Annotated in this window: 18 protein-coding genes, 2 pseudogenes and 1 other annotated feature; of the genes and pseudogenes, 15 read left to right on the top strand and 5 right to left on the bottom strand. The window is 65.6% G+C overall.

Annotated elements, in window-relative coordinates; genetic code table 11:
• Window positions 1-407: 407 nt before the first annotated feature.
• The 3 genes and pseudogenes from DA69_RS04430 to DA69_RS14280 all read left to right on the top strand — a co-directional run.
• Window positions 408-965 (top strand): hemerythrin domain-containing protein, encoded by a 558-nt coding sequence (locus DA69_RS04430; RefSeq protein WP_025977270.1) that lies wholly within the window; start codon window positions 408-410, stop codon window positions 963-965.
• Window positions 966-1,567: 602 nt separating this feature from the next.
• Window positions 1,568-2,115: pseudogene (locus DA69_RS15100) on the top strand (NAD-dependent epimerase/dehydratase family protein).
• A 65-nt stretch (window positions 2,116-2,180) separates the two neighbouring features.
• Window positions 2,181-2,404, top strand: a pseudogene (locus tag DA69_RS14280) (type B chloramphenicol O-acetyltransferase); the annotation flags it as partial.
• A gap of 83 nt (window positions 2,405-2,487) precedes the next feature.
• On the opposite strand, the gene DA69_RS04420 reads toward DA69_RS14280, so the two are convergent.
• The 5 genes from DA69_RS04420 to DA69_RS04400 form a co-directional block, all read right to left on the bottom strand.
• Window positions 2,488-3,249 (bottom strand): DUF2243 domain-containing protein, encoded by a 762-nt coding sequence (locus DA69_RS04420; protein ID WP_025977272.1) that lies wholly within the window; start codon window positions 3,247-3,249, stop codon window positions 2,488-2,490.
• Window positions 3,250-3,577: 328 nt separating this feature from the next.
• On the bottom strand, window positions 3,578-4,585 hold the full coding sequence (locus DA69_RS04415; protein WP_025977273.1) for a dipeptide epimerase: 1,008 nt from the start codon (window positions 4,583-4,585) through the stop codon (window positions 3,578-3,580).
• Complete coding sequence (locus tag DA69_RS04410) at window positions 4,582-5,874, bottom strand: MFS transporter (RefSeq protein ID WP_051582080.1); 1,293 nt, start codon at window positions 5,872-5,874, stop codon at window positions 4,582-4,584. The genes DA69_RS04415 and DA69_RS04410 overlap by 4 nt, the downstream gene beginning before the upstream one ends.
• The gene (locus tag DA69_RS04405; RefSeq protein ID WP_025977276.1) at window positions 5,871-7,421 is read right to left on the bottom strand and encodes a serine hydrolase domain-containing protein; all 1,551 of its coding nucleotides are present in this window, start codon (window positions 7,419-7,421) and stop codon (window positions 5,871-5,873) included. The genes DA69_RS04410 and DA69_RS04405 overlap by 4 nt, the downstream gene beginning before the upstream one ends.
• 35 nt (window positions 7,422-7,456) lie before the next feature.
• The gene (locus tag DA69_RS04400) at window positions 7,457-9,637 is read right to left on the bottom strand and encodes a TonB-dependent receptor (protein ID WP_025977277.1); all 2,181 of its coding nucleotides are present in this window, start codon (window positions 9,635-9,637) and stop codon (window positions 7,457-7,459) included.
• A gap of 110 nt (window positions 9,638-9,747) precedes the next feature.
• On the opposite strand from DA69_RS04400, the gene DA69_RS04395 reads away from it, so the two are divergent.
• The 12 genes from DA69_RS04395 (at window position 9,748) to DA69_RS04340 (ending at window position 22,238) form a co-directional block, all read left to right on the top strand.
• A complete protein-coding gene (locus tag DA69_RS04395; RefSeq protein WP_025977278.1) occupies window positions 9,748-10,431 on the top strand; it encodes a TetR/AcrR family transcriptional regulator in 684 nt (227 codons plus the stop codon).
• Between the two features lie 220 nt (window positions 10,432-10,651).
• The gene (locus DA69_RS04390; RefSeq protein WP_025977279.1) at window positions 10,652-10,987 is read left to right on the top strand and encodes an ArsR/SmtB family transcription factor; all 336 of its coding nucleotides are present in this window, start codon (window positions 10,652-10,654) and stop codon (window positions 10,985-10,987) included.
• A 7-nt stretch (window positions 10,988-10,994) separates the two neighbouring features.
• On the top strand, window positions 10,995-11,417 hold the full coding sequence (arsC, locus tag DA69_RS04385) for an arsenate reductase (glutaredoxin) (protein WP_025977280.1): 423 nt from the start codon (window positions 10,995-10,997) through the stop codon (window positions 11,415-11,417).
• Entirely contained in the window at window positions 11,417-12,502 is a 1,086-nt protein-coding gene (gene arsB / locus DA69_RS04380) for an ACR3 family arsenite efflux transporter (protein WP_029972515.1), read from the top strand. The genes arsC and arsB overlap by 1 nt, the downstream gene beginning before the upstream one ends.
• The gene (gene arsN2 / locus DA69_RS04375) at window positions 12,502-12,942 is read left to right on the top strand and encodes an arsenic resistance N-acetyltransferase ArsN2 (RefSeq protein WP_025977282.1); all 441 of its coding nucleotides are present in this window, start codon (window positions 12,502-12,504) and stop codon (window positions 12,940-12,942) included. The genes arsB and arsN2 overlap by 1 nt, the downstream gene beginning before the upstream one ends.
• Window positions 12,939-13,685 (top strand): arsenical resistance protein ArsH, encoded by a 747-nt coding sequence (gene arsH / locus DA69_RS04370; protein WP_025977283.1) that lies wholly within the window; start codon window positions 12,939-12,941, stop codon window positions 13,683-13,685. Before arsN2 ends, arsH begins: the two co-directional genes overlap by 4 nt.
• Before the next feature lie 22 nt (window positions 13,686-13,707).
• A complete protein-coding gene (gene chrA, locus DA69_RS04365; protein ID WP_029972516.1) occupies window positions 13,708-14,949 on the top strand; it encodes a chromate efflux transporter in 1,242 nt (413 codons plus the stop codon).
• A gap of 131 nt (window positions 14,950-15,080) precedes the next feature.
• Window positions 15,081-15,142, top strand: a sequence feature (sul1 is cis-regulatory element that is thought to sense ions involved in sulfur or methionine metabolism; They are found in Alphaproteobacteria).
• Between the two features lie 43 nt (window positions 15,143-15,185).
• Entirely contained in the window at window positions 15,186-16,661 is a 1,476-nt protein-coding gene (locus tag DA69_RS04360) for a SulP family inorganic anion transporter (protein ID WP_235599244.1), read from the top strand.
• Between the two features lie 907 nt (window positions 16,662-17,568).
• Window positions 17,569-18,573 (top strand): HNH endonuclease, encoded by a 1,005-nt coding sequence (locus DA69_RS04355; protein WP_025977286.1) that lies wholly within the window; start codon window positions 17,569-17,571, stop codon window positions 18,571-18,573.
• A 109-nt stretch (window positions 18,574-18,682) separates the two neighbouring features.
• A complete protein-coding gene (locus tag DA69_RS04350) occupies window positions 18,683-19,795 on the top strand; it encodes a DNA cytosine methyltransferase (RefSeq protein WP_025977287.1) in 1,113 nt (370 codons plus the stop codon).
• Window positions 19,792-20,862 carry a DNA cytosine methyltransferase gene (locus DA69_RS04345; RefSeq protein WP_201105638.1) on the top strand — a complete coding sequence of 357 codons (1,071 nt, stop codon included), beginning with the start codon at window positions 19,792-19,794 and terminating at the stop codon, window positions 20,860-20,862. The genes DA69_RS04350 and DA69_RS04345 overlap by 4 nt, the downstream gene beginning before the upstream one ends.
• Window positions 20,859-22,238 carry a restriction endonuclease gene (locus DA69_RS04340; protein WP_025977289.1) on the top strand — a complete coding sequence of 460 codons (1,380 nt, stop codon included), beginning with the start codon at window positions 20,859-20,861 and terminating at the stop codon, window positions 22,236-22,238. Before DA69_RS04345 ends, DA69_RS04340 begins: the two co-directional genes overlap by 4 nt.
• Window positions 22,239-22,428: the final 190 nt, after the last annotated feature.

Genomic DNA, 22,428 nt, shown 5'->3' with positions numbered 1-22,428 from the left:
AGCAGGACGGCCGGTGATCAAGACACGCGCCGAGGGTCGAGAAAAGAGCGGCCTATTGCGACCTGAACACCTCTCCCTCGCTGACAGATGCGCGGAGATGCGAGCCGGTGCGGGGCGGCCGGCGACCTCCTTCTCGCGTCGACATCCGTCATTGTCTCGAAGGCCAAACCGCCGACCGCGGTCGAGGCGAAGCCGGACGACAAGGCGGCCAGCCACGAGCGCACGACCGGAATGACGGTGATGCCGGGACAGGGCGAGGTCGGAACTGCGCGTCAGTGAAAGCTCTCCCGATGCGCGACATCCCGGCCCGCCGCGCTTCACGTTCGCGGGCAAGGGGCCACGCTCGACCACTCTGGGAACGCCGTCGATCCGCCAATCGTTGCTTGGGCGCCACAGAAAGGAAGCTCATGTCTATTATTGATAAGGCGCTCGCAGCCATCACCCCCGTCCCGTCCGAAGAGAAACGCGCCGAGGCCACCGCCAAGGCAAGAGCGCTTGCCGAGCCGGACGACTGGCTAAGCGCTGCCCTGGACCACCACCAGGCCATTCGAGCCGCTTTTGAGAAGGGGCGATCGGCCGTGGGCGCCGCTGAGCGCCTCGAGGCGTTCCAACAGCTTGCGGTGGTCCTCAATGGCCACAGCGTAGCGGAGGAGCTGGTCCTCTACCCCGCCATGGCCCAGCATGGCCATAAGACGCAGGCCGGAATCGCCTATACGGAACAAACAACGGCCAAGATGCAGATGGCGGAACTTGAGAGCATCGACCCAGGTGACGAGGCCTGGCGGGACAAATGGGAACATATCGAAGGGGCGGTCCTCACCCACATGTACGAAGAGGAGCATGGATGGTTTGTCCATCTGAAGCGCAACGCTCCTGATCAGGACCGGCTGAAGACCCGCTTTCTGGAAGAATATGAGCGCTATGTCGGGACAGGCCGACCAGAGCCGACGCGACTTGACGCCTAGCCCTGGCCTCGGACACCGCCCGCCTCAGCCAGAGATTAAGAGACGGCCGATTGGGTCAGAACCGATTCGAACATCTAGCATCTGCGCCGCGCACGACGGCCGCGTAAAGCGCGCTCGTCGTGCGCGGCGCTGGAACATCGAATGCTCGGCCTTATCTTTTTACGGTCTCGATCCCAAGTTCGCTACGAAGCGAAGCCAAGAAGTCGCCGCTTACCGCCCCATTGGCGCTTGCCTCTAGCCGCCCGTCCGCCCCGCGCAAGATGCTTTGGCGAGCCTACGAGGTGAGCGCTTTCTTTTCCACCAGCTTGTCAACAATGAGAGCTGAAGCGCCATGCCGGCCAGGGCGCTCGCCCGGGTTTCTTGTGCGTTCATATGGCATCCTCCTAGCTGCTAAAGTCGTAGGCGCGCCGTCGCTTCATTCTGACTCCCAGCGATCCCCGAGCCGGCGCCTCGCTGGCCGAGGTCCTACTCTGGACATAGGCAACGGGCTGCGTGAGCGCGGCTTCCGGCAGGATGAGCGACATATATGAGTTCCGATATTTCACTTTGGGCGGCGATCCGGTTTCCGAGTTTCTGAGCCTGCCCTCGCCGAGCGCCGCTCGATGCCGCGGCGCTTCCGAGCTCCTTTGCATGCCCGGAAGGCGCCGGGTCGAAGTCTGGAAAGGCGCAACTCTGGTCTATGTGCGGCAGCGATAGTCGCGGCTTGGCCTCGCCACGCCTGCAAGGCGCTGGCGGCGGCGGGCGTGGAGTCCGTCGTCTTCGACCTCGCGCAGGCCGTGCAGTTTGGACCTCTTGTGACTGACGATGTCCGGGACAGCCGGGCGCTCGCGGACTGCATCCGGCGTTACGCGATAGGGGCCGTGCTCCATTTCGCCGGTCTGATGGAGGTCGGTCGATCCATGGTCAAGCCCCCAGAATTTTGGGACGTCAACCTGGACGGCGTCGCAGCCGTGCTGGCCTCCATGCGCACCGCGGCGTACGGCGTGTTGTCATTTTATCGACGGCCGCCGTCTACGGCTCTGCTGCAAAGGGTCAACTGGACGAGGACGACGTCACAAGCCCGGTCAATCCTTACGTCGTCAGCAAGCTGGCGCTGAGCGCCTTATTGCAGCCTATGACCGGGCAGGCGGGATCGAAGGCATGGCGGTGAGATACTTCAACGCCTTTGGAGCTGACCTTTCCGGCGCGCTCGGCGAAGCATCAACAGCAGAGGGGATTATGCCGGGCGTTCGGGTTGGCGATAGAGCCATGATCGGGAGCCGAGCGGTCGTTACTAAAGATGTCGCGCCATATGAGCGCGCGTGATCCGCCGGAGGTTTGCTGAGAAGGACTTCGCGATGTTGCTCGAAATGCGCTGGTGGGACTGGCCGTTGTCGCAAATCGAAGCGGCCTTGCCGCTGCTATGCTCTGGCGATGTCAAGGGCGTTCATCGTCACTGGTCGCACCCTTCGCTCAGCGCAAACCTGACGATGCCGGGGCCATACAAAGCAGAGCCAAAGTCGCTAAGCGACCCGTCGCTGACCTAAGCACGGCTCCAATCAAAGCACCCTGCAGGCAGTCCCGAGCCGCTGACTAACAGCGCACCATGCTGGTAAAAGGACCAACGGCGCGATGGAGCAACACTGAAGACGAAGACCGACATTTCGGTGTCTGACCAGACCAACCGAGCATCAGTGGCGAACATGGCTCTGATGGCCGCCTCCTGCCCGTCCCCCGGCCGGAATACAACCGTTGTGAATTCCGGTTGATCCTGCGGCTGCTGCATAGCCCAAAGACCCATACCCACCGTAAGCAAGCCGAGAAGCATGACAGTCGTTGTTGGCGAGCGAAGGCCGGGCTCCCCTGTTCCACGCCGCATGAGCAAGAAGCCGACGATGAGCGGCAGGACGCCGAAGGCGAAAAACCAGATCAGATCCCATACCAGTGGGTTGGGGCTGTCCAATTTGATCCGGTGTATGCCGAGCACCCAATGAGAGAGCACGCTGTCGATAGCGTGCCAGATGCCAAAACCGATCAGAATCGCTCCGAGGGTTTGAAGCCCCCATCGCCCTATCACCTGATCCCGCGCCCGCCAAAGCCCCCAGAGGCCCGCGGCAGCGATTATATACATGAGCGCGTGGAAATAGCCGTCCCAGAGCACTTGGAAGCGGAGGCTGGAGACTTCCGGAACCAGACTGAGGAGGTGATGCCACTGGAGTATCTGATGGAGCAAGATGCCGTCGAAAAACCCGCCGAGCGCGAAGCCCACAACGGTCGCCCAACGAATCCAGGGGGTCTTGAACATCAGACATATCCTCCCTCCCCGTAACAAAAGGGGCAACAGTCAGTTCCTGTGCCCGCTTCCCACCCTTAGGCCACGTTTACCGGGCCCGCTTGCGAGCCCGGCATGACGTCACAGGTCGATCTGCTCTGACATCTCCAAGGCATCATCTGGCGCCTGGCAAACCTCCATTAAAATCGCCCCACCGTCTGATTCATTCTACGCTCTTGATAGCCGCTACGCGCCAGAACCGGACATTCTCACCTTGCCGAAGAGACGACCTTCGCTCGAGCAGCGAAGCGGAATCCAAGACCACTGGGCTTCTGCCCACGCAGCCTGGCGCGAGAAGCAGTCAGTCTGGAGGGGAGCCCGTTCCCCAGAAGTCGTCCGGCATATCGACGAGACCGTTCTCGTACCGGGCACCGCCCGGCACGTCCGCGGCAAGGAAGATCGGCCCGTCCAGGTCCACGTAGTCGCAAACCTGGGCCAGAAGCCAGGCGGGAGCGGCGGCGAGGCTGGAGCCGCCCATGTTGCCGATCATCAGTCGGAGCCCCAGCCGTCGGGCCACGGCGACCATCTTCAGCCCCTCCGTCAGGCCGCCGCACTTGTCGAGTTTGATGTTGGCCACCTGGTAGCGCCCGACGAGCCCCTCCAGGTCTGCCAGCCCCTGGAGGCTCTCATCGGCGGCTACTGGAAGGGGCGGATTGCATCCGGCGAGAACCTCATCCTGCCCGCGAGGGAGCGGCTGCTCCAGCAAACTCACCCCGAACCGCACAAGCGTGCTGAAGAGCGCCTCCAGCTGATCCGCACGATATCCCTCGTTTCCGTCTGCCATCAGCCAGGCGTCCGGCCACGCCTTGCGGATCAGAGCCAGACGCTCGCGGTCGGCCTCCAGATCGCCCTCGAGCTTCAGCTTAAACGCCCGCGCCTCGCGAAACGCCGCCAGCCGCGCCGCCAGCACGTCCGGGGGATCGGCGCCTAGCGTACAGGTGGTGACCAGCGGGCGCGGCTGGGGCAGGCCAGCCATGCGCCAGACCGGCTCTCCAGCCAGCGCCGCCTCCAGCTCCCAGAGCGCCGCGTCGAGCGCGTTGCGGGCACCGCCGGCGGGCAGCAGCGCCTGCAGCCGACCCCGGTCCAGGCCTCGCTCGATCTCGGCCCGCACCTCCTCGATCGCCGCCAGCATCGCGTCCGGACCGTCTCCAAGATAGAAGACGCCCCCCGCCTCGCCGCGGCCCGCCGCTTGCCCTTCCACGATCCTGACCCGCACGCCGGGGATACCGGGAAGCGTCCGGCCAGCGATGCGCAGGGGTTCGCGAAAGGCGAGCGGCTCGATCCACGCCTCCAGCCGCCGACCCCTCATGCCCGCGCCGTGGCCTCCGGTCGCCGGTCGCCCCGCATCGCCAGCATGAAGCAGGCGGCGCCCAGCAGGCCGGCCGGCGCCGACACCACGACCACCGCTTGGCCGAGCATGGCCTCGCCGCCGAGCAGGTCTCCGATCAGGGCGATGGCGGCGGGAGCCGTCGCCGTCCCCAGGGCCGTGGTCAGGACATAGGCGGCGATGCCCCGGCCGCGGATCTCATTGGGCAGGTTGAGGGTCAGGGCGATGGCGCCGACGGTCGGAATAAGACCGGCGCAGATCAGGGCGAGTCCGATCAAGACGGCGAACATCTGAACGGTGGTCGCGACGGCGAACAGCGACAGCGGCGCGATCAACAGGGCGGCGACGGCCGCCGGCAGCAGCACGGCCGCGCGACCGCCCCGCCGCCGGCCGAGTTCGGCCAGCTGTCCTCCGGCCAAGGCGCCTATGATCAGGCCGGCGAGGGTCACCGCACTCAGCCAGCCGGCGAAGGCGCCGGGGGTGAGGGCGAAGTTGCGCATCAGCAGAGGCGCCGGCCAGACGTGGGCGCCCTGGGCGGCGACCACGGCGAACAGCAGCCCTCCCAGCAGGGGCGCCAGAAAGCGGCGATGGGTCCACAGCTCCCGCCAACCGGCAGCGCCGCCTCCGTCCGCCGTCTTTTCCTGGCGGTCCGGCTCGCGAAGCGCGAACAGGAGAAGGAACAGCACCAGGCAGAGGGCCGCCGCCCCCACATAGAGGGCGCGCCAGGGAGTCAGGCCCGCGAGGACCGGGGGCAGCCGCGTCAGCAGGTCGAAGGCGGAGCCGCCGATCAGGATGCCGGCTGCCTGGCCGCACGCCTGGCCGCCGACGAACAGGCTGGTGGCCACGGATCGCCTCTCTGGCGGGAACAGGTCGGCGATGATCGAGAGCCCTGCCGGCACCAAAAGCGCGGTGACCACCCCCAGCGCGATGCGCCAGGCGACCAGGGGCCCGAAGGAGTCCGCCAGCCCGGTGCCGGCGATGGCGAGCCCCCAGACCACGATCCCGGCCAGCAGGAGGCGCACGCGGTTGCGCCGGTCGATGAGCCAGCCCATGGCCAGCGAGCTTAGGCCGTAGGACAGGCCGAAGACGGTGCCCTGGAGCAGGCCGATCTGGACGTCGCTCAGGCCGAGCTCCAGCCTCATCGGCTCGATCAGGAGCGCCGTCAGGGTGATGTCCATCGAGGTCAGGAACGCCAGGAGGACCAGCACCGTAAGGCCGCGCCGGGCGGCCGCCGCCGGCGGATAGGTGGGAGTCGCCGCGAGCCCGGTCATGCGGGTTCGAACCGCAGCCGGACGGTGCGGCCGCTGGTCAGCAGGAAGCCGACCTCGTCGAACTCCAGGCTGACCCCGACGGGCAGTGCGGAAAGGCCCGCCCCGAGCCAGAGATCTGGGCCGATCGCCGACAGGCCGTAGTCTGTCGATCCCCAGGGGCTCGCCAGCGTCAGGGTCGGCTGCTCTCCGTCGACCCGAACGAAGGCACTCAGACCCGCCGAAGGGCAGGCGTAGTCGCGCTCCATAAGGCGTGCGTCCGCCGGCGGCTTCACCCGCTCGAGCCGCTCGGTCTGGCCGAACTCCTCCGCCTCCAGGGCGACCACCTTGTCTTCGTGACGCACCGGCAGCAGCTTCAGGTCCGTCGGCAGAATGGGGGCGGTGATCGCGCCGGTTTCGTCGCGCCGGGCCGGCAGGCTCATGCCGGCGATATCGAGGACCTGGTCGCCGTCGCGCTCGCCCAGGCCCAGCACCCGGCCGGTGGCGCGGGAGTGGAACACTCCGGTCGCCGGCGCCCCGCCCACGTCCTGCGGCCGCGTGGGAAGGCCGGTGAAGCAGGCGTCGATCACCGCATCCGCCAGGTCGTACATCGCCAGGGCGTTGCGGCCGTTGGTCATCAGGATGAGGTCGAACTCATGGTCCGGGACCTTCAACATCTGGCTGGAGCCGCCCACCACCCCGCCGGCGTGATGGACCGTACGCAGCCCCCGATGGTCCGACACCGTCAGGCCGAGGCCGTAGCCATGGCTGGCCCGGGGTGTCGTCATCGCCTCCCAGGAGGCGGGGCTTCCCACCCGCGGCGCCGACATGTGGGCGAGCCAGCGGAGCATGTCGTCGACGGTGGAGACGATCCCCCCCTCCCCCGCCACCGGCGGGCCGAAGACGCCGCGAGTCCAGCCGCCGTCAGGCCGCGGAAGGTGCAGGGTGGCGCTGTTTGGCAGAAGGTCGGTGTCCAGCAGCCGCAGGCAGGTGTCGTGCATGCCCACGGGCTCGAAGATGCGCTCGCGCAGCACCTCGCCTAGACTCTGGCCGGTGATCCGCTCGACGATTTCGGTCAGCAGCACATAGCCGCCGTTGTTGTAGTTCCAGCTGGCGCCGGGCGGGAAGTTGACGCTGTCGATGGAAGTCAGCATCTCTAGCTGGGCGCGCGGCGGGATCGGCCGCCCGGGTCCGGCGCTCAGCATCACGAGGTCCAGGCTGTCGCGCATGCCGCTGGTGTGCGACATCAGCTGGCGCAGGGTGATAGCCTCGGCCCAGGTCGGCAGCTCCGGGATCACCCGGCGCGGGCTGTCGTCGAGAGAGAGCCGTCTCTCCTCGGCCAGGAGCATGACCGCGAGCACGCAGAAATGCTTGGAGGTGGAGCCGATCCTCATGCGAATGGAGGGAGACAGCGCCACCGGCAGCTCCACGCTGGCCATGCCGACGCCTCGCCGGTAGATCGGCACGCCCCGATGGGCGACGCCGAGGGCGAAGCCGGGCGCGTCGGTGCGGTCGAAAGGGTCGAGAAGGCGGTCGAGGGCGGCGGGGTCGATGGCGACAGCGACGGACACGGCGTCTCCAGTACAAATGCGGAAGAGGACCCGCCTTAGAAGCGGGTGGTGAGGCTCACGCCGACGGTGCGGGGCTGCAGCAGGGTCACCTGGGCCGGGCCGCCGGCGCCGGACAGGACCGTCGAGGCGGAAAGCTGGCCCGCCTCGTCGAACAGGTTTCGCACGTACAGCTGACCCTCGACGGAGCCGAAGGTTCCCGCCAGCCGCAGGTCGATGGCGGTGTAGGCGGGCAGCTCGTACTGCGGCAGGCCGGCGCTGAGGTCGAACGAGGCGACGCGCTCTCCAACGTGGCGGACCGTGACCCCTACGACCGGCCGCCAGCCCTCGCCGGAGAGTTCATAGTCCGCAGTCAGGGCCAGCGAGACCTCAGGCACATTGGGCAGGGGGTCGCCGGCGACGCCGCCCAGCAGGGGCGCATCCTCGTCGAGCCGCGCGTCCTGCCAGGCGAGCGAGCCGCCCAGGGTTAGCTGAGGCGACGGCCGGGCGGTGACGCTCACCTCGGCTCCGTCGATGGCTGCGGCGCCGGCATTGGCGATCACCGACACGCCCCCGGCCACGGTGGTCACCTGAATGTCGGACCAGTCGATGTGGTAGAGAGCCGCCTCCACCGTGAAGTCCCGCGCCGCCGTCTCCGCCTTGTAACCGAGCTCGTAGCTCTTCAGGCTGTCGGAGGCGAAGGTGGCGTCGGCCAGCGGCAGGCCGGTGACCGGGTCGTTGACTACGAAGTTCGGACCACCTGGCCGGTAACCCGTGGCGAAACGGGCATAGACCATGCTCCGCTCGTTGGGCCGGTAGCGGGCGTTGGCCAGCCAGGTGACCACCTCGTCGCTGGCCGCGGACCGCGGGGTCGGGCCGATCAGAAGGCCGGAGGCGATCTGCTCGAAGCTCTGGTCGTTGCGGGCGTAGCGCAAGCCGCCGGTCACGTCGAAGTCGTCGCTGATCCGCCAGGTGAGATTGCCGAAGGCGGCGATCTCCTCGTAGCGACTGGGAATGGCGACGGTGGCCAGATTGATCGGCGACACGGCGCCGGCGAGGTCGTAGGCAACGACGTGCTGGCCGTTATGGCTGCGCTCGTCAGTGTAGTAGGCGCCCGCCAGCCACTGCAGGACGCCGTCGCCCTCGGAGGCCAGGCGGATCTCCTGGGCGAACTTGTCGACGCTGCGGTCCTGGTCGGCGGCCACGGCGCTGAACGCCAGCCCCAGCCCCCCGAGCACCGGCACATAGAGGGCCGAGGCGTCCTGGCGGAAGCTCGTCTCCGCCGTCTGATAGCTGGAGACCGAGGTCAGGGTCCCCCAACCCAGGTCGTAGTCGACGGTCGCGCTGACCAAGCGGAAGGACTGCTCGAAGGGCTCGTCCTTCATGCGCCTCTGCTCGCGCTCCCCGTCGACCGGCTGACCCGACAGGGTGAAGTCCGCCGCGGGCACGCCGTCGCGCGAGATCTCCTGGGCGAAGGCGGTCAGCCGGAGGTCGAGGTCATCGCTGGGCCGGAACAGGAGGTCGAGCCGGCCGCCGTAGACGGTGGACTGGTCCACATCCTCGCGGTCCACGGCGAGGTTGTCGATGAAGCCGGCGTCGCGCGCATAGAAGGCGGAGCCGCGAAGCGCCGCCTGGTCCGCCAACACCACATTGCCCGAGGCCGCGGCGTTGGCGTTGACGCCGCCTTCGCTGGTCGCCGACACGCCCGCCCTCAGCGCATAGTCGTCCCCGGCGAGGCTGGGAGCCCGCGTCACATATTTGAGCACGCCGCCCATGGCGCCAGCCCCATAAAGGGTCCCCTGGGGCCCGCGCAGCACCTCGACGCGGGAGACGTCGAACAACCCGACGTCCAGGGCCAGGGAGGAGGCGTTGGAGAAGGCGGTGCTCGATCCATAGGGGACCTCGTCGACGTAGATCCCGACGGTCGGGCCGATGTCGATGCCGGCGGTCACCCCGCGCAGCGACACCTGCGACTGGCCGACCCCGGCGGAGGTAAAGCTGAGCGCGGGCACCATGGCGGCGAAGTCCCGGAACTGGGTGGCGTCAAGCCGGGACAGGTCCTCAGCCCCGAGCGCGGTGATGGCTTGGGGCGCCTCCAGCGCCCGCTCCTCGCGCTTGGCGGCGGTGACGATCACGTCCTCGATCCGATGCGCCTGTGCGGGGGCCTCCTGGGCGTGGGCCGCCGGAACCAGAACGAGCGCCACAGCCGATCCGGCCAGCATCCAGGTCCGCGAGTTCATGACGTCCCTCCCTTGTCACAAAACGGACGTTCATTCATTATTGAGGAGCTGTCAAGGGTCTTGACCCGGGGCCGCCCATCCGTGACGAACAGGGTTCAGACGGAGTCCCCATGCCCAGACGCAACGCCGAGCACATGGCCGCCCAGCGCGAGCGGATCCTGCGCGCGGTGTTCGAGTGCATCGCCGAGCGGGGCGTCGAGCGGACCTCCATCGCCGACATCCGCCGCCGCGCCGGACTGAGCGCCGGAGCGCTCTACGTCCACTTCTCCAACAAGGACGAGATGGTCGCCGAAGCCCTGCGCTACGGCAGCATGACCGAGGCCACCCTGCCGGACAGCTGGCCGGAGTTCCTCAAGGTCGCCTCCTCCTTGAGGAGCCAGCTAGGCTTCGACATCGCCACCGTCGCCCGCATCCGGCTGCACATGCACGCCGAGAGCGTACGCCCGGGCCCCCTGCACGACCTCCACCGGCCCATTCTGGAACGCAACCTCGACCTGCTCGCCGAAAGGCTCGCCCATCTGGCGCACAGGGGGGAGATCCGCCTGAAGATGAGCCCGCGCCAGACGGCAGTCAGCATAAGCGCCCTGATCGACGGCGCCCTGTTCATCGGGCTGGCCACCGACCGCCCGTTGAAGGAGCTGGAGCCGGAGATCCAGGCCGCCCTCGCCTGCCTGGTCGAGGTCCCCCCCGCGCCCCGTGCGAGACGGGGCACCGCCGAGACCCCTCAGCCCAGTCCGAAAAGTCCGCCTCCTCGTCCAGCCGGCAGGCCACCTGCGCCAGATCCGGCGCGTTGACAACCAGACCCTTGTCATAGCGGCCGGTGGGTGTCGAAGGCACCTCGTCAGGCTCAGCGAATTGCCCTGCTGCGGATCCTCGGGCCTCATCGTTTATTGATGATGAAGGCCGAAGGTCCCTACAGCGCCAGAAGCGGCCTTTCTTATCCGCGCGCAAAGCCGACATTCATGAGCGCTAGTTGGCCTTTGACTCCGTTATTGATTCCATTATCTTGGAATCATGGAATCAGAAGCCGCCATTCTCGCCCTCGCCGCCCTGGCCCAGCCCACGCGGCTGGAGACCTTCCGCCTGCTGGTCCGGCATGAACCCGCTGGCCTGCCTGCCGGAGAGATCGCGGACGCACTGGCAGTGCCCGCCAACACCATGTCGGCGCACCTTGGGGTTCTGTCCCGCGCGGGCCTGATCAGCTCGGAGCGTCGCAGCCGCTCGATCATCTACCGCGCCGATCTGAGCCGTCTTCAGGCGCTGGTCCTGTTCCTGCTCAAGGACTGCTGCCAGGGCCGCGCCGACCTGTGCGAGCCGCTTCTGGCCGAACTCGCGCCCTGCCGCGCCTGAGGACCTCATGGACGTCGTCATCTATCACAACCCCGCCTGCGGAACGTCGCGCAACGCCCTCGCCCTGATCCGTCACGCCGGGATCGAGCCCCACGTCATCGAGTATCTGAAGACGCCGCCCAGCCGCGCCATGATCACGGAGCTGGTCAGGCGCATGGGCGTTCCGCTGCGCAGCCTTCTGCGCGAGAAGGGCACGCCCTTCGCCGAACTGGGCCTCGGCGATCCCGCCCTGACGGATGACCAGCTTCTGGACGCCATCGAGGCCCATCCGATCCTGCTGAACCGCCCGATCGTCGTCTCGCCGCTGGGGGTGCGATTGTGCCGACCGTCGGAGGCGGTCCTCAACCTTCTGCCGGCCGAGGGGCTTAAGCCCTTCACCAAGGAGGACGGCGAGGTCGTCATCGATACTGAGGGCCGAAGGGTCCGCTGATGGTCGACGCCGTCATCACTGAACAGCCAAAGCGCCGCCTGTCCTTCCTCGACTGCTGGCTGACACTTTGGATTTTCGCCGCGATGGCGCTGGGCGTGCTGCTGGGTGCGGTCGTGCCGGGCCTTCCCGCCTGGATCGACGGCCTGTCGGTCGGGACGACCAACATCCCCATCGCCATCGGCCTGATCCTGATGATGTATCCGCCGCTGGCGCGGGTGAAGTACGAGGAACTGCCGCGCGTCTTCGCGGACAGGCGCGTGCTTGCCCTGTCCCTGTTCCAGAACTGGGTGCTGGGGCCGGTGCTGATGTTCGCGCTGGCGGTCATCTTCCTGCGCGACCAGCCGGAATACATGACCGGCGTCATCCTGATCGGTCTGGCCCGCTGCATCGCCATGGTGCTGGTCTGGAACCAGTTGGCGCGCGGCGACAACCAGTATGTGGCGGGTCTGGTCGCCTTCAATTCGCTCTTCCAGATCGCCTTCTTCAGCCTCTACGCCTGGCTGTTCCTGACCGTGTTGCCGCCCCTGTTCGGGCTGGAGAGCAGCGTGGTGGACGTCACCGTCTGGACCATCGCCGGCGCCGTCCTGGTCTATCTGGGCCTGCCCTTCCTCGGCGGTTTCCTGACCCGGCGGGCGCTGGTCGCGAGGAAGGGAAATGACTGGTACGAGACGCGCTTCCTGCCGCGCATCGCGCCGATCACCCTGATCGCCCTTCTCTTCACCATCGTCGCCATGTTCAGCCTCAAGGGCGGCGAGGTGGTCGCCCTGCCGCTGGATGCGCTGCGCATCGCCATTCCGCTGACGATCTACTTCTTCGTCATGTTCGTGGTCAGCTTCCTGATGGGACGGTTGATCGAGGCGGACTATCCGCGCACCACGGCCCTGGCCTTCACCGCCGCCTCCAACAATTTTGAACTGGCGATCGCCGTCGCCATCGCCGCCTTCGGGCTGGCGTCGCCGGTCGCCTTCGCGGCGGTCATCGGCCCGCTGGTCGAGGTCCCGGTGCTGATCCTGCTGGTGTCGGTCGCCCTGTGGCTGGGCCGCCGCTACTTCCCCGCGACCGCCCCGAAGAAGGACGCCTGCTGATGGCCTTCAACGTCTCGGCGTTGCCCGAACCCACCGCCGACCTGATCGCCGCGCTGGAGGCTGCCGGACTGCCGACGGATGACCTCCACGAACCCGACCGGCGCTTCTTCCGCTTTGAGAATGGCGAGGGGCTGGTCGGCTACGGCGGGCTGGAGCAGGTCGGGCCCGACGTCCTGATCCGCTCCATCGTCGTCCCTGACGGCCGTCGCGGCGGCGGTCACGGCGGGGCGATCCTGTCCTGGCTCGAAACTGAAGCCGCCCAGCAAGGCGCTGCCAGCCTCTATCTGCTCACGACCTCGGCCGCCGCCTTCTTCCGGCGGCGCGGCTACTCGGTCGCCCTTCGGTCAGCCGCGCCGCCCGCCATCGCCGCCTCTCGCCAGTTCAGCGGCCTGTGCCCGGCATCGGCGACCTTCATGTTCAAGGATCTGCGTATCCAATGACCCGCCTTCGCGACCTGCCCGATCCCGACCACCTGCCCGCGCTCGACCCGGCCTATCTGTCCAGCTGCCCCGCGCTGGGCCTCGGTCCGAACGACCATCCGCCGCGCATCCTGCTGCTCTACGGCTCGCTGCGGGATCGGTCCTTTTCCCGGCTGTGCGTCGAGGAGGCCGCCCGCCTTCTGCGCTTCATGGGCTGCGAGACGCGCATCTTCGATCCGTCCGACCTGCCGCTGACCGATCAGGTCGCCTACGACGATCATCCCGCCGTCCATGAACTGCGCGAGCACGCCCTGTGGTCGGAGGGCATGGTCTGGAGCAGCCCGGAGCGCCACGGCCAGATTTCCGGGATCATGAAGCTGCAGATCGATCACCTGCCGCTCAGCATGGGCGGCATGCGTCCGACCCAGGGCCGCACCCTGGCGGTCATGCAGGTCTCCGGCGGCTCGCAGAGTTTCAACGCCGTCAACACCCTGCGCCTGCTCGGCCGCTGGATGCGGATGATCACCATCCCCAACCAGTCCAGCGTCGCCAAGGCCTTCATGGAGTTCGGCGACGACGGCCGCATGAAGTCGTCCAGCTACTATGATCGCATCGTCGACGTGATGGAGGAACTGGTGCGCTTCACCGTCCTGACCCGCGCCCATGCCGGCCAGTTGGTGGATCGCTATTCCGAGCGGAAGGCGTCAGGCGTGCCGATCGATGCGGCCAACGACCTGTCCGCGATCGCGACCAGGTCTGCGTAGCCTCAGGCTGGATTGTTAGAGAATGGCCACGGAAATCAGCGGCGAATCCAACTCAGTCCACGGGCGCCCGAGCGCGCCACTGGCCGGTTCGCCGACAGAGGTCTTCGCGGTCTTCCTCAAGCTCGGCCTCACGTCGTTCGGCGGGCCCGTGGCGCACCTCGGCTATTTCCGGGACGAGTTGGTCTCGCGACGCCGTTGGATCGATGAAGCCGGATACGCCGACTTGGTCGCCATGTGCCAATTCCTGCCCGGTCCAGCCTCCAGCCAAGCGGGCTACGCTTTGGGCTTGTGGCGCGCCGGCCCATTGGGCGGCGTTGCGGCATGGTGCGCCTTCACACTGCCGTCCGCCGCGCTTCTGGTCTTGTTCGCCATGGGCGCAGCCTCGCTCAACGGTCCGGTTGGAATGGGCCTGCTGCATGGACTGAAGCTGGTGGCCGTGGCTGTGGTCGCTCAGGCGGTCTGGGGGATGGCCCGCACCCTGACCCCCGACTGGCAAAGAGCGGCCATCGGCCTAGCCGCTGCTGTAATCCTGATGTTGCTCGGCGGAGCGACAGGTCAGATCGTCGCCATCGTCATCGGCGGCCTGGCGGGGCTGCGCCTCTGCCGGACGACGAGCGCCACATCAGCATCGACTCCAAGCTTCCCGATTTCACGGCGCGCCGGCGCAACGGCCCTGGCCGTGTTCCTTCTGCTTCTGGCGGGCTTGCCGCTCGCCTCCATGGCGACAGGACTCCACGGCGTCGCCTTGCTGGACGTCTTCTATCGAGCCGGCGCCTTCGTTTTCGGAGGCGGTCACGTCGTTCTGCCCCTGCTCGAAGAAGGCGTGGTGCAGCCCGGCTGGATCGATTCCAATGGCTTTCTTGCGGGCTATGGCGCGGCCCAAGCCGTACCGGGGCCGCTTTTCACCTTCGCCGCCTATCTGGGCGCCGCCATGGAGCCTTCTCCGAATGGATTGGCCGGGGCCGCCCTTTGTCTAGTGGCGATCTTCGCGCCGGGATTGCTGCTGGTGACAGGGGTGCTGCCGTTCTGGAGTCTGCTGCGCGCCCGACCGGCGGCCCAGGCGGCGATGCGCGGCGCGAACGCGGCAGTCGTCGGCATTCTGGCTTTCGCCCTCTATACCCCTGTAGGAACCGGCGCGATCCTGAGTGCGATCGACTTCTTCGTGGCGCTGGCGGGCTTTGTTCTGCTGACGGTGTGGAAGTGCCCACCATGGATAGTCGTTGCCCTGACCGCCGCAAGCGGGGTCGCCGTCGCATTGATTTGACACTAGCCGCACCCGTCGCGGGTGCCTGAAACAGGCGGCCGCCCCCCGTCGATTCGTCCAAACCTCTTGCGCAGTGAACGTGACGGATCTTGCATTCAAAGCCCCGTAGCGGCATGCATGCCGTCGTTCACCTTGGACTCGGCGCCCTTGGGCTGCCGGGTGGCTATCCCGTCCGCCGATCCGTCGGGAAACAGAGCCGCCGCATGCGGCTCGTCCAAATGAAATCCCGAATGTCCATTATTGCTTCCGCGCGCCAGCAATGGCTCGCCAACCCTCGCCGCGATTTGCTGGCGGGCACCGTCGTGGCGCTGGCCCTGATCCCGGAGGCCATCGCCTTCTCCATCATCGCCGGCGTCGATCCCGCCGTGGGCCTTTACGCCAGCTTCGTCATCGCCGTGACCATCGCCTTCGTCGGTGGGCGACCCGCCATGATCTCGGCCGCGACCGGCGCCATGGCCCTGCTCATGGTTACGCTCGTCCGTGATCATGGCCTGGAATACCTGTTCGCCGCATCGATCCTGTGCGGCGTCTTTCAGATCATCATCGGCCTGCTGAAACTGGGCCGCTACATCCGCTTCGTCAGCCGCAGCGTCATGACCGGCTTCGTCAACTCTCTGGCCATCCTGATCTTCCTGGCTCAGATGCCGGAACTGATCGGCGCCAACTGGCAGACCTTCGCTCTGGTCGGCGCTGCCCTGGCCATCATCTACGGCTTCCCTCGCCTGACCAAGGCCGTGCCTTCGCCCCTGGTCGCCATCGTCCTGATCAGCGGCTTCGTGATGATGACCGGTCTGGATGTCCGCACGGTCGGCGACATGGGGCAGATGCCTTCGTCCCTGCCGATCTTCCATCTGCCGGCCGTCCCGCTGACCTGGGAGACCTTCGCCATCATCGCCCCGGTCTCGGCCACCCTGGCCTTCGTCGGTCTGCTGGAAAGCCTGCTGACGGCGAACCTGATCGACGACCTGACCGACACGCCTTCCGACAAGGACCGCGAGACGCGCGGTCAGGGCATCGCCAACATCCTGTCGCCGCTGTTCGGCGGCATGGCGGGTTGCGCCATGATCGGCCAGTCGATCATCAATGTGACCTCCGGCGCGCGAGGCCGCCTGTCCACGCTATGGGCCGGCCTTTTCCTCTTGTTCCTGATCCTGGTGCTTCAGGATTGGGTGGCGCGGATACCCATGGCGGCTCTGGTGGCGGTGATGATCATGGTGTCCATCGGAACCTTCGACTGGGGCTCAGTCCTGAAGCTGCGCTCAACGCCGTTCCAGTCGTCCATCGTCATGATCGCCACGACGGCGACTGTCGTGGCCACCCATGATCTGTCCAAGGGCGTCGTCCTGGGCGTGATCCTCTCGGCCGTCTTCTTCATGCGCAAGGTCGGTAAGACCGTGGTCGTCGAAGAGATTGAAACGCCGGAAGACGGCGTCTTGCGCTACCGCGTGTCTGGGCAGTTGTTCTTCGCTTCGGCCGATGTCTTCGCCGCAGCCTTCGAACACCACGGCAGCCCCAGGCGCGTGGAGATCGATATGACCGACGCCCACCTGTGGGACCTGACAGGCGTCGCCGCTGTCGACAAGGTCGTTTTCCGTTATCGGAAGCAGGGGGCCGAAGTCGAGGTCATTGGCATGAACGCTGATGAACAGACTCTAGTGGAGCGGGTGGGCCGTCACGACAAGAGCCATCTTCCCATCGGGCTGTCGCACTGATGAGCCCTCCTGAGAGGGTTCGTTATTCTTGCCTCACCGGAGGGGTTTTCGTCGGCTTATCGCCAGGTGTCCTCGCCTATCCGCGCTGATGTCGGCGACGCGCCAACAGCGCACATTGGTGACGAGCCTGGAAGCGGACGTTAGGATCGTCGCACTAAGCGCCGTCATTCCTTCCGGAAATATCGTGATGAAGGGCTGAACGTGCGGAGGTGAGCTAAGGACGGCAAATGCGTAGGAGAGGGCAATGGAGCAAAGCGAAATCAGCGCGTAGCGGGGGACCGCCTTTAGCGAGAAGACCGGCTTTCCAAAGACTTTGTCGAGGAAAGCCGAGCCGCCGTAACCGATCTTCCCAGCACGCGAAGCTAGACGGCCGAGCCAAGCGCTGAATGCCTGCTTTTGGGCCGGTCTAACGGCGACATCCAGCATGGCTGGCTAAGCCGACGACGCCCAATATGGCCAAGAGGTCGGAGAAACCCATTATGCGTCCAGTGATTAAGAGTTGCGAAGCTGGGTCGATTCTATCCGATGAGGAAGCAGCTACGCCCAGTAGGCCGAGCTCCGGTAACTATTCTCATAGGCGGTCTGGTTAGGCCCAGCCATTGAGCGGACGCCCCCAAGGTCCGACACGAGTCAGGTTCAGCCCTTCGGCAGTCCGCAAAGCGCCACGAGCAGAACTTGGCGTCGAGCAGCAGATGAGACATTCCTCAACCTCAACTCCGAGTCATAGTATCGGGTCGGTTCAGACGACAGCGCGGTCAGGCTCGAAGGCCGTCGGCCCCCACGGAGCCGTCGTCAGGCCATCGCCGAGGCCGAGCTCCACGGTAATCAGGCGGTCGCCGTTAAAATGTCGGACTCAACTCCGGTGGAACCAATCCCTCGCCCGTGCAATCTGTGAGAAGCTGACGGCATGCCAGCTGTTCACCCAACGATTCTCTTCGCCAAGTTCGAGCAAAGCCTGAGCGCGGGTGGGTGGCAGTCCTTACGAACCAGTTCGGAGCACCAGCCGCGCGATTATCGGATCTGGCGCGGCGGCGAGCGCCTCGACCTTAAGGTCTATCTCTTGACCTTAACCCCGGGCGGAACCGGTCGCCCCAAGGACGAGTGGCGCATTCAACCCACCGCAGCGAAGATCTTCGCCCAAGGTGCGGACTACCTGACCGTCATCCTCGGCTATGACGAAGACCGGGATGTCTTCGCCGGCTTCGACGTCAAGGCCCATGCCGGGCCGCTCGGTACCTCCCCCTCAATTCAGATCAAGGCGAAGGCCTTGGATGCAGCGGTCGCCACAGGACTCGCCCTACATGTGAAAAGCAGTGCGGAACTGGTTTTCGCGATAAAACCAGGGTTCCTGGGCCTCTACATCGAATACCTTCGGGCCCTGCACGACGCTAAGGTTGACCCGGCCGAACTGACGCTGTTGGTCGACATGACATCAGACCCGACCACTGTCAGTCAGACAGATATCGACGGCGCGGTGACGACGCCAGAGCGGAAGCGAGTTTTGAGGACGATCCTCCGCTATCTCCGGGATCGTCGGTTTCGCGCGAAAGTCCTCACCGCTTACGCTCACCAATGCGCCGCCTGCGGCATCCAACTTGAGCTTTTGGATGCCGCTCACGTCCTGCCCGTCGGTCAGCCCGGCAGCACAGACGAAACGCCAAACGGCGTCGCCTTCTGTGCCCTGCATCACCGCGCCTACGATGCAGGCCTGATCGCCTTCAACACCAGCTACGAGCTTCGGATCTCCAAGCCGCGCATGGCGCAGTTAAAGACCGATGGCCGCGACGGGGGCGGAACAGCGTTCGCCGCGACTCTGAAGGCGGCGCTTCTGCTTCCGTCCAAGCCGTCAGACCATCCTGACGCCGCTCTTATCAACAAGGCGAACGCCCACCGTGGCTTTGTGTTCTCGTGAAGAGCATTCACACGTCAGTATCGGACGCACACCAAACCAAAATCTGTGTCGCTTCAGTGAATCGTGGTAGCAGCAAAGTTCTATTTACGTTCCATGAGTACGCCTGCCAATGACCCGCAAATTCGGGATCCCTACCGTGGACCTTTTCGCTGGCGCTGGCGGTCTCAGCGTGGGAGCGACTTCGGCTGGGTGTGACGTGCGGGCCGCCTTCGAGCTCGACCTTAAGGCCTGCGAGACGATGCGGCTCAATGACGGCTATCACGGCCAGGTCCTGCAGGCGGATGTCGCCAAACTCACTGGAGATGACCTACGCCAGGCCGCAAAGCTGAAAGCCAAAGATCCGCTGATTGTCGTCGGCGGCGCGCCCTGCCAGCCGTTCTCTAAAGCCGCGTATTGGGTCGAAGATGGCGAAGAGTCTCGCTACCGGCGCGCCCGAGCCGCCGGTGAGTCGGTGCTGCGTCCCGCCGCTCCGACTGAGGCACGCCCGGATGAACGGCGTACCCTCGTGGAAGAGTTTTGGCGGCTAATCTTTGAATCCAACGCCGACGGGTTCGTCTTCGAAAACGTCCCCTCGATCCGCCATCCCCGCAATAGGCCGGTGCTGGAAGGGTTCCGAGCCGCCGCCGAGGCTGCGGGCTATGAGGTGACCGAAACCCTGGGCAACGCAGCTCATTTCGGTGTGGCCCAAACTCGTGAGCGGGTCTTCCTCCTGGGCTCGCGCAAGCGCAAGCCGGTCGCGCCGTCTGCGACCCATGCTATGACCTCCGACAGGGCTACGGGGCTGAAGGCGCCGGCGACCGCCGGTGCGGCGCTCGAAGGCCTGGATGGCGCGGATTACTTCGAGCCGGAAGAAGTGGTGACGGGCCGCTGGGCCGAGCATCTCAAGACCGTGCCTCCGGGCTCGAACTACAAGGCTCACACCGCCTGGGCCGGCCATCCCCACCCGAGCTTCGTGACCGAGACTCGGTTCTGGAACTTCCTGTTAAAGCTCGCCCCTGAGCGCCCGTCTTGGACAATCGCAGCCTCACCAGGACCTTGGACCGGCCCCTTCCACTGGGACACGCGACGTCTGAGGACGGTCGAGATGGCCGCTCTGCAAGGTTTCCCGCGTGGATATCAATTCGCCGGATCTCGCCGCGATCGCGTTCGCCAAATCGGCAACGCAGTTCCGCCGCCGATGGCGGCCGCGATGGTGCGCGCCGTGGCGGAGGCTGTCACGTGAGCCGGAGCACGCAGACTTTGCGCAGCATCAGCCTGTTCAGCGGCTGCGGCGGTTTGGATCTCGGCCTGCATTCGGCGGGCTTTCGAACCGTGCTCGCGACGGACAGCGAGCCGCTTTGCACCGAGACCTTTGAACGCAACTTTCCAAAGACGCCGTTCCTCACCGGCCGGATCGGACGGTTTTCCCGACAGGATTTCGTGGACGCCATGGGCGGCAAGATCGGCGACATTGATCTGATCGCCGGCGGCCCCCCCTGCCCGCCATTCTCGAAGAGCCGCTTCTATCGCCAGGACATGCCTAGGGCCCTTGACGACCCGAACGGCTGGGAAACCGTCGATGGTTTCTTGAAGACCTTAGAATGGTTCCGCCCCCGGACCTTCCTGATGGAAAACGTCAAAGGCCTAGCCTACAACGTCCACCGCGAGGCGCTCGACACCATTATCGGCCGGGCTGAAGGCCTGGGTTACAAGGTCACCTGGGGTGTCTTGAACGCTGCGGACTTTGGCGTGCCTCAGATCCGAGAACGGTGCTTTGTCCTGGGCTCGCTAGATGGCGCCCTCACCCTTCCTTCACCGACCCACTCGAAAGAGCCGTTGGAAGATCTCAAGCCTTGGGTGACGGCTGGCGCAGTCCTAGCCGATCTCGATACGGAGGAAGCGGCGAGCGACAAGGGCCATTACGCCGGCGGTCAACATAACGATCTGCTGAAGTTGGTGCCGCCCGGCGACAACTATCTCTTCTTCACAGAGAAGCGCGGTCACCCCGAGCCCCGGTTCAAATGGCGCGGTCGCTATTGGTCTTTCCTCTTGAAGCTAAGCCCGGACATGCCGTCTTGGACCATCCAGGCGCGACGCTCAAATAATATGGGGCCCTTCCACTGGCGCAGCCGCATTCTCCGGATCGAGGAGATCAAACGCTTGCAAACCTTCCCCGACGATTTCGACCTCGCCGGCACGATCGAGCAGCAATGGCGCCAGATCGGCAATGCGGTTCCGCCGCGCCTAGCCGAAGCCGTCGGCGGGCAACTGTCGGCCCATCTTCTGGGACGGTTGGAGGCGGCGGCGTGAGGTTGCCATCGTTCAACGACTTCTCCCCGGGGATCATTGGCGATGTGCGTCAGCCTCTCCTGACGTTGCAAAGGCTCGCGCCGGATTTCTCCGCCGTCGTGTCAGCCTGGGCGAACGACTATTTCAAAGGTGCTGACAATAAGCGTGCCAGCACCAACATTCCCGCGACCTTGACCAGCTTAGGTTTGTTTGACCGCAAGACCTGCGCTCTGACGCCGAAAGGCGAGGTCATCGCGGCCGCAGCGACGCCGCTCGCCGGCGCTGAGGCGCTTAGCGCACATGTTGTTGAGACCCGCAACGGCATGATGATCATCGAGGCCGTGCGGGCACTGAACCGGCGGGCCGAGCCGGTCAGCAAAGTCAGCCTGAAACGCGAGCTTCAGCTTCTCGGAGTGGAGGGGCTCTCTGCGGCGACGACCGATCACACGACGCTCATGAACTGGATGGCCGCGGCCGGTCTGCTAGATAAGTCCGCGAACTATCTTCCTGTCGACGCCGCTCTAAAGCGCGTCTTGGGCGTGACTTCGGAGGAGCGTGCAGAGATCGCATCCCTTCCTCTCGAGCAGCAGATCTTCTTGAAAATCCTGCGCCGCCTCGCCGAGGCGGAGGCGGCCCACACCGTTCCATCCAAACTCGTCACCGACGAGTGTTTGCGCGACTATCCGACCCAGTTCCACGAGGATCAACTCAGTAAGAAGGTGCTGCGCCCGCTTGAGGCGGCGGGCTGGGTCGAGTTGACAGCACGAACGGGTGGTCGTGGCGCCAAGAGCGGGATGGTGACCGCGACATCCAAACTCCTGGAAGTGCCTTTTAGTGCCGTTGTGCCTGATTTCGATGAGGTCGTGCCGGCGGATCTGCGCGACAAGATCGACATGCCGCGCTCGGATATCCAGCGGCTGTTGCTAAGCGAAGCGACTTTCGATCGCGGTCTTGGACTGGAACTGCTCGCCTTACGGATGATGATCGACCTTGGCCTTCAGCCGCGGTCCTTCCGTCAACGCAGCAAGGATACGGCCTACGCCGAGGTCGACCTCACCGCTGAGGGTACGCAACTGCTGTTCTCGCGCTGGAACATCCAGTGCAAGTGCGTGAAGTCCAACGTGAGCCTGGGGGATGTCGCCAAGGAGGTCGGACTGGCGATCTACGGCAAGTCGCATGTTGTCGCCGTCGTCACGACTTCCGACTTTTCACGCGAAGCCATCAACTACGCACGCGAAATTACGGCCTCCACGCATCTACAGTTTCTGCTGATCAACGGCCCGGTCGTCAGGGCCTATCTGGACGGAGGGCCAGCGACCCTGCACGCCTTTGTGGCCAGGAATGCCGCTCGTGTGATGACCGAGAAGCGCCAGCAGCCCATCGTGCCAATTGAATGATATGGGCGGGCGGGCGCGCCCATATCACTTTTAGAGGTCGCCATGCGGCTAACGCGCCGGGACGGAAACCCACGGACGACCTTTGGTCTTCGTTATCGTGGATACGCGCGGCTTTTGGTTGACCGTCGAGACGCCACAGGGGCCTTCCCAAGCTTGGCTCATCGTGGATGAAGAAAGACGGGTTTCTGTT

The sequence above is a fragment of the Brevundimonas naejangsanensis genome (assembly GCF_000635915.2).
GTDB classification, from domain to species: domain Bacteria; phylum Pseudomonadota; class Alphaproteobacteria; order Caulobacterales; family Caulobacteraceae; genus Brevundimonas; species Brevundimonas sanguinis.
Note: the sequence above shows the minus strand (reverse complement) of the source record. Positions and strands in the feature narration are given on the sequence as shown.

What these genes read in the sequence shown, in the direction of transcription:
- arsB (WP_029972515.1), top strand. Translation starts at nt 11,417, where the DNA reads ATGGTCGACGCCGTCATCACTGAACAGCCAAAGCGCCGCCTGTCCTTC.
- DA69_RS04400 (WP_025977277.1), bottom strand. Translation starts at nt 9,637, where the DNA reads ATGAACTCGCGGACCTGGATGCTGGCCGGATCGGCTGTGGCGCTCGTT.
- arsN2 (WP_025977282.1), top strand. Translation starts at nt 12,502, where the DNA reads ATGGCCTTCAACGTCTCGGCGTTGCCCGAACCCACCGCCGACCTGATC.
- chrA (WP_029972516.1), top strand. Translation starts at nt 13,708, where the DNA reads ATGGCCACGGAAATCAGCGGCGAATCCAACTCAGTCCACGGGCGCCCG.
- arsC (WP_025977280.1), top strand. Translation starts at nt 10,995, where the DNA reads ATGGACGTCGTCATCTATCACAACCCCGCCTGCGGAACGTCGCGCAAC.
- DA69_RS04430 (WP_025977270.1), top strand. Translation starts at nt 408, where the DNA reads ATGTCTATTATTGATAAGGCGCTCGCAGCCATCACCCCCGTCCCGTCC.
- DA69_RS04410 (WP_051582080.1), bottom strand. Translation starts at nt 5,874, where the DNA reads ATGACCGGGCTCGCGGCGACTCCCACCTATCCGCCGGCGGCGGCCGCC.
- DA69_RS04355 (WP_025977286.1), top strand. Translation starts at nt 17,569, where the DNA reads ATGCCAGCTGTTCACCCAACGATTCTCTTCGCCAAGTTCGAGCAAAGC.
- arsH (WP_025977283.1), top strand. Translation starts at nt 12,939, where the DNA reads ATGACCCGCCTTCGCGACCTGCCCGATCCCGACCACCTGCCCGCGCTC.
- DA69_RS04395 (WP_025977278.1), top strand. Translation starts at nt 9,748, where the DNA reads ATGCCCAGACGCAACGCCGAGCACATGGCCGCCCAGCGCGAGCGGATC.
- DA69_RS04420 (WP_025977272.1), bottom strand. Translation starts at nt 3,249, where the DNA reads ATGTTCAAGACCCCCTGGATTCGTTGGGCGACCGTTGTGGGCTTCGCG.
- DA69_RS04390 (WP_025977279.1), top strand. Translation starts at nt 10,652, where the DNA reads ATGGAATCAGAAGCCGCCATTCTCGCCCTCGCCGCCCTGGCCCAGCCC.
- DA69_RS04350 (WP_025977287.1), top strand. Translation starts at nt 18,683, where the DNA reads ATGACCCGCAAATTCGGGATCCCTACCGTGGACCTTTTCGCTGGCGCT.
- DA69_RS04415 (WP_025977273.1), bottom strand. Translation starts at nt 4,585, where the DNA reads ATGAGGGGTCGGCGGCTGGAGGCGTGGATCGAGCCGCTCGCCTTTCGC.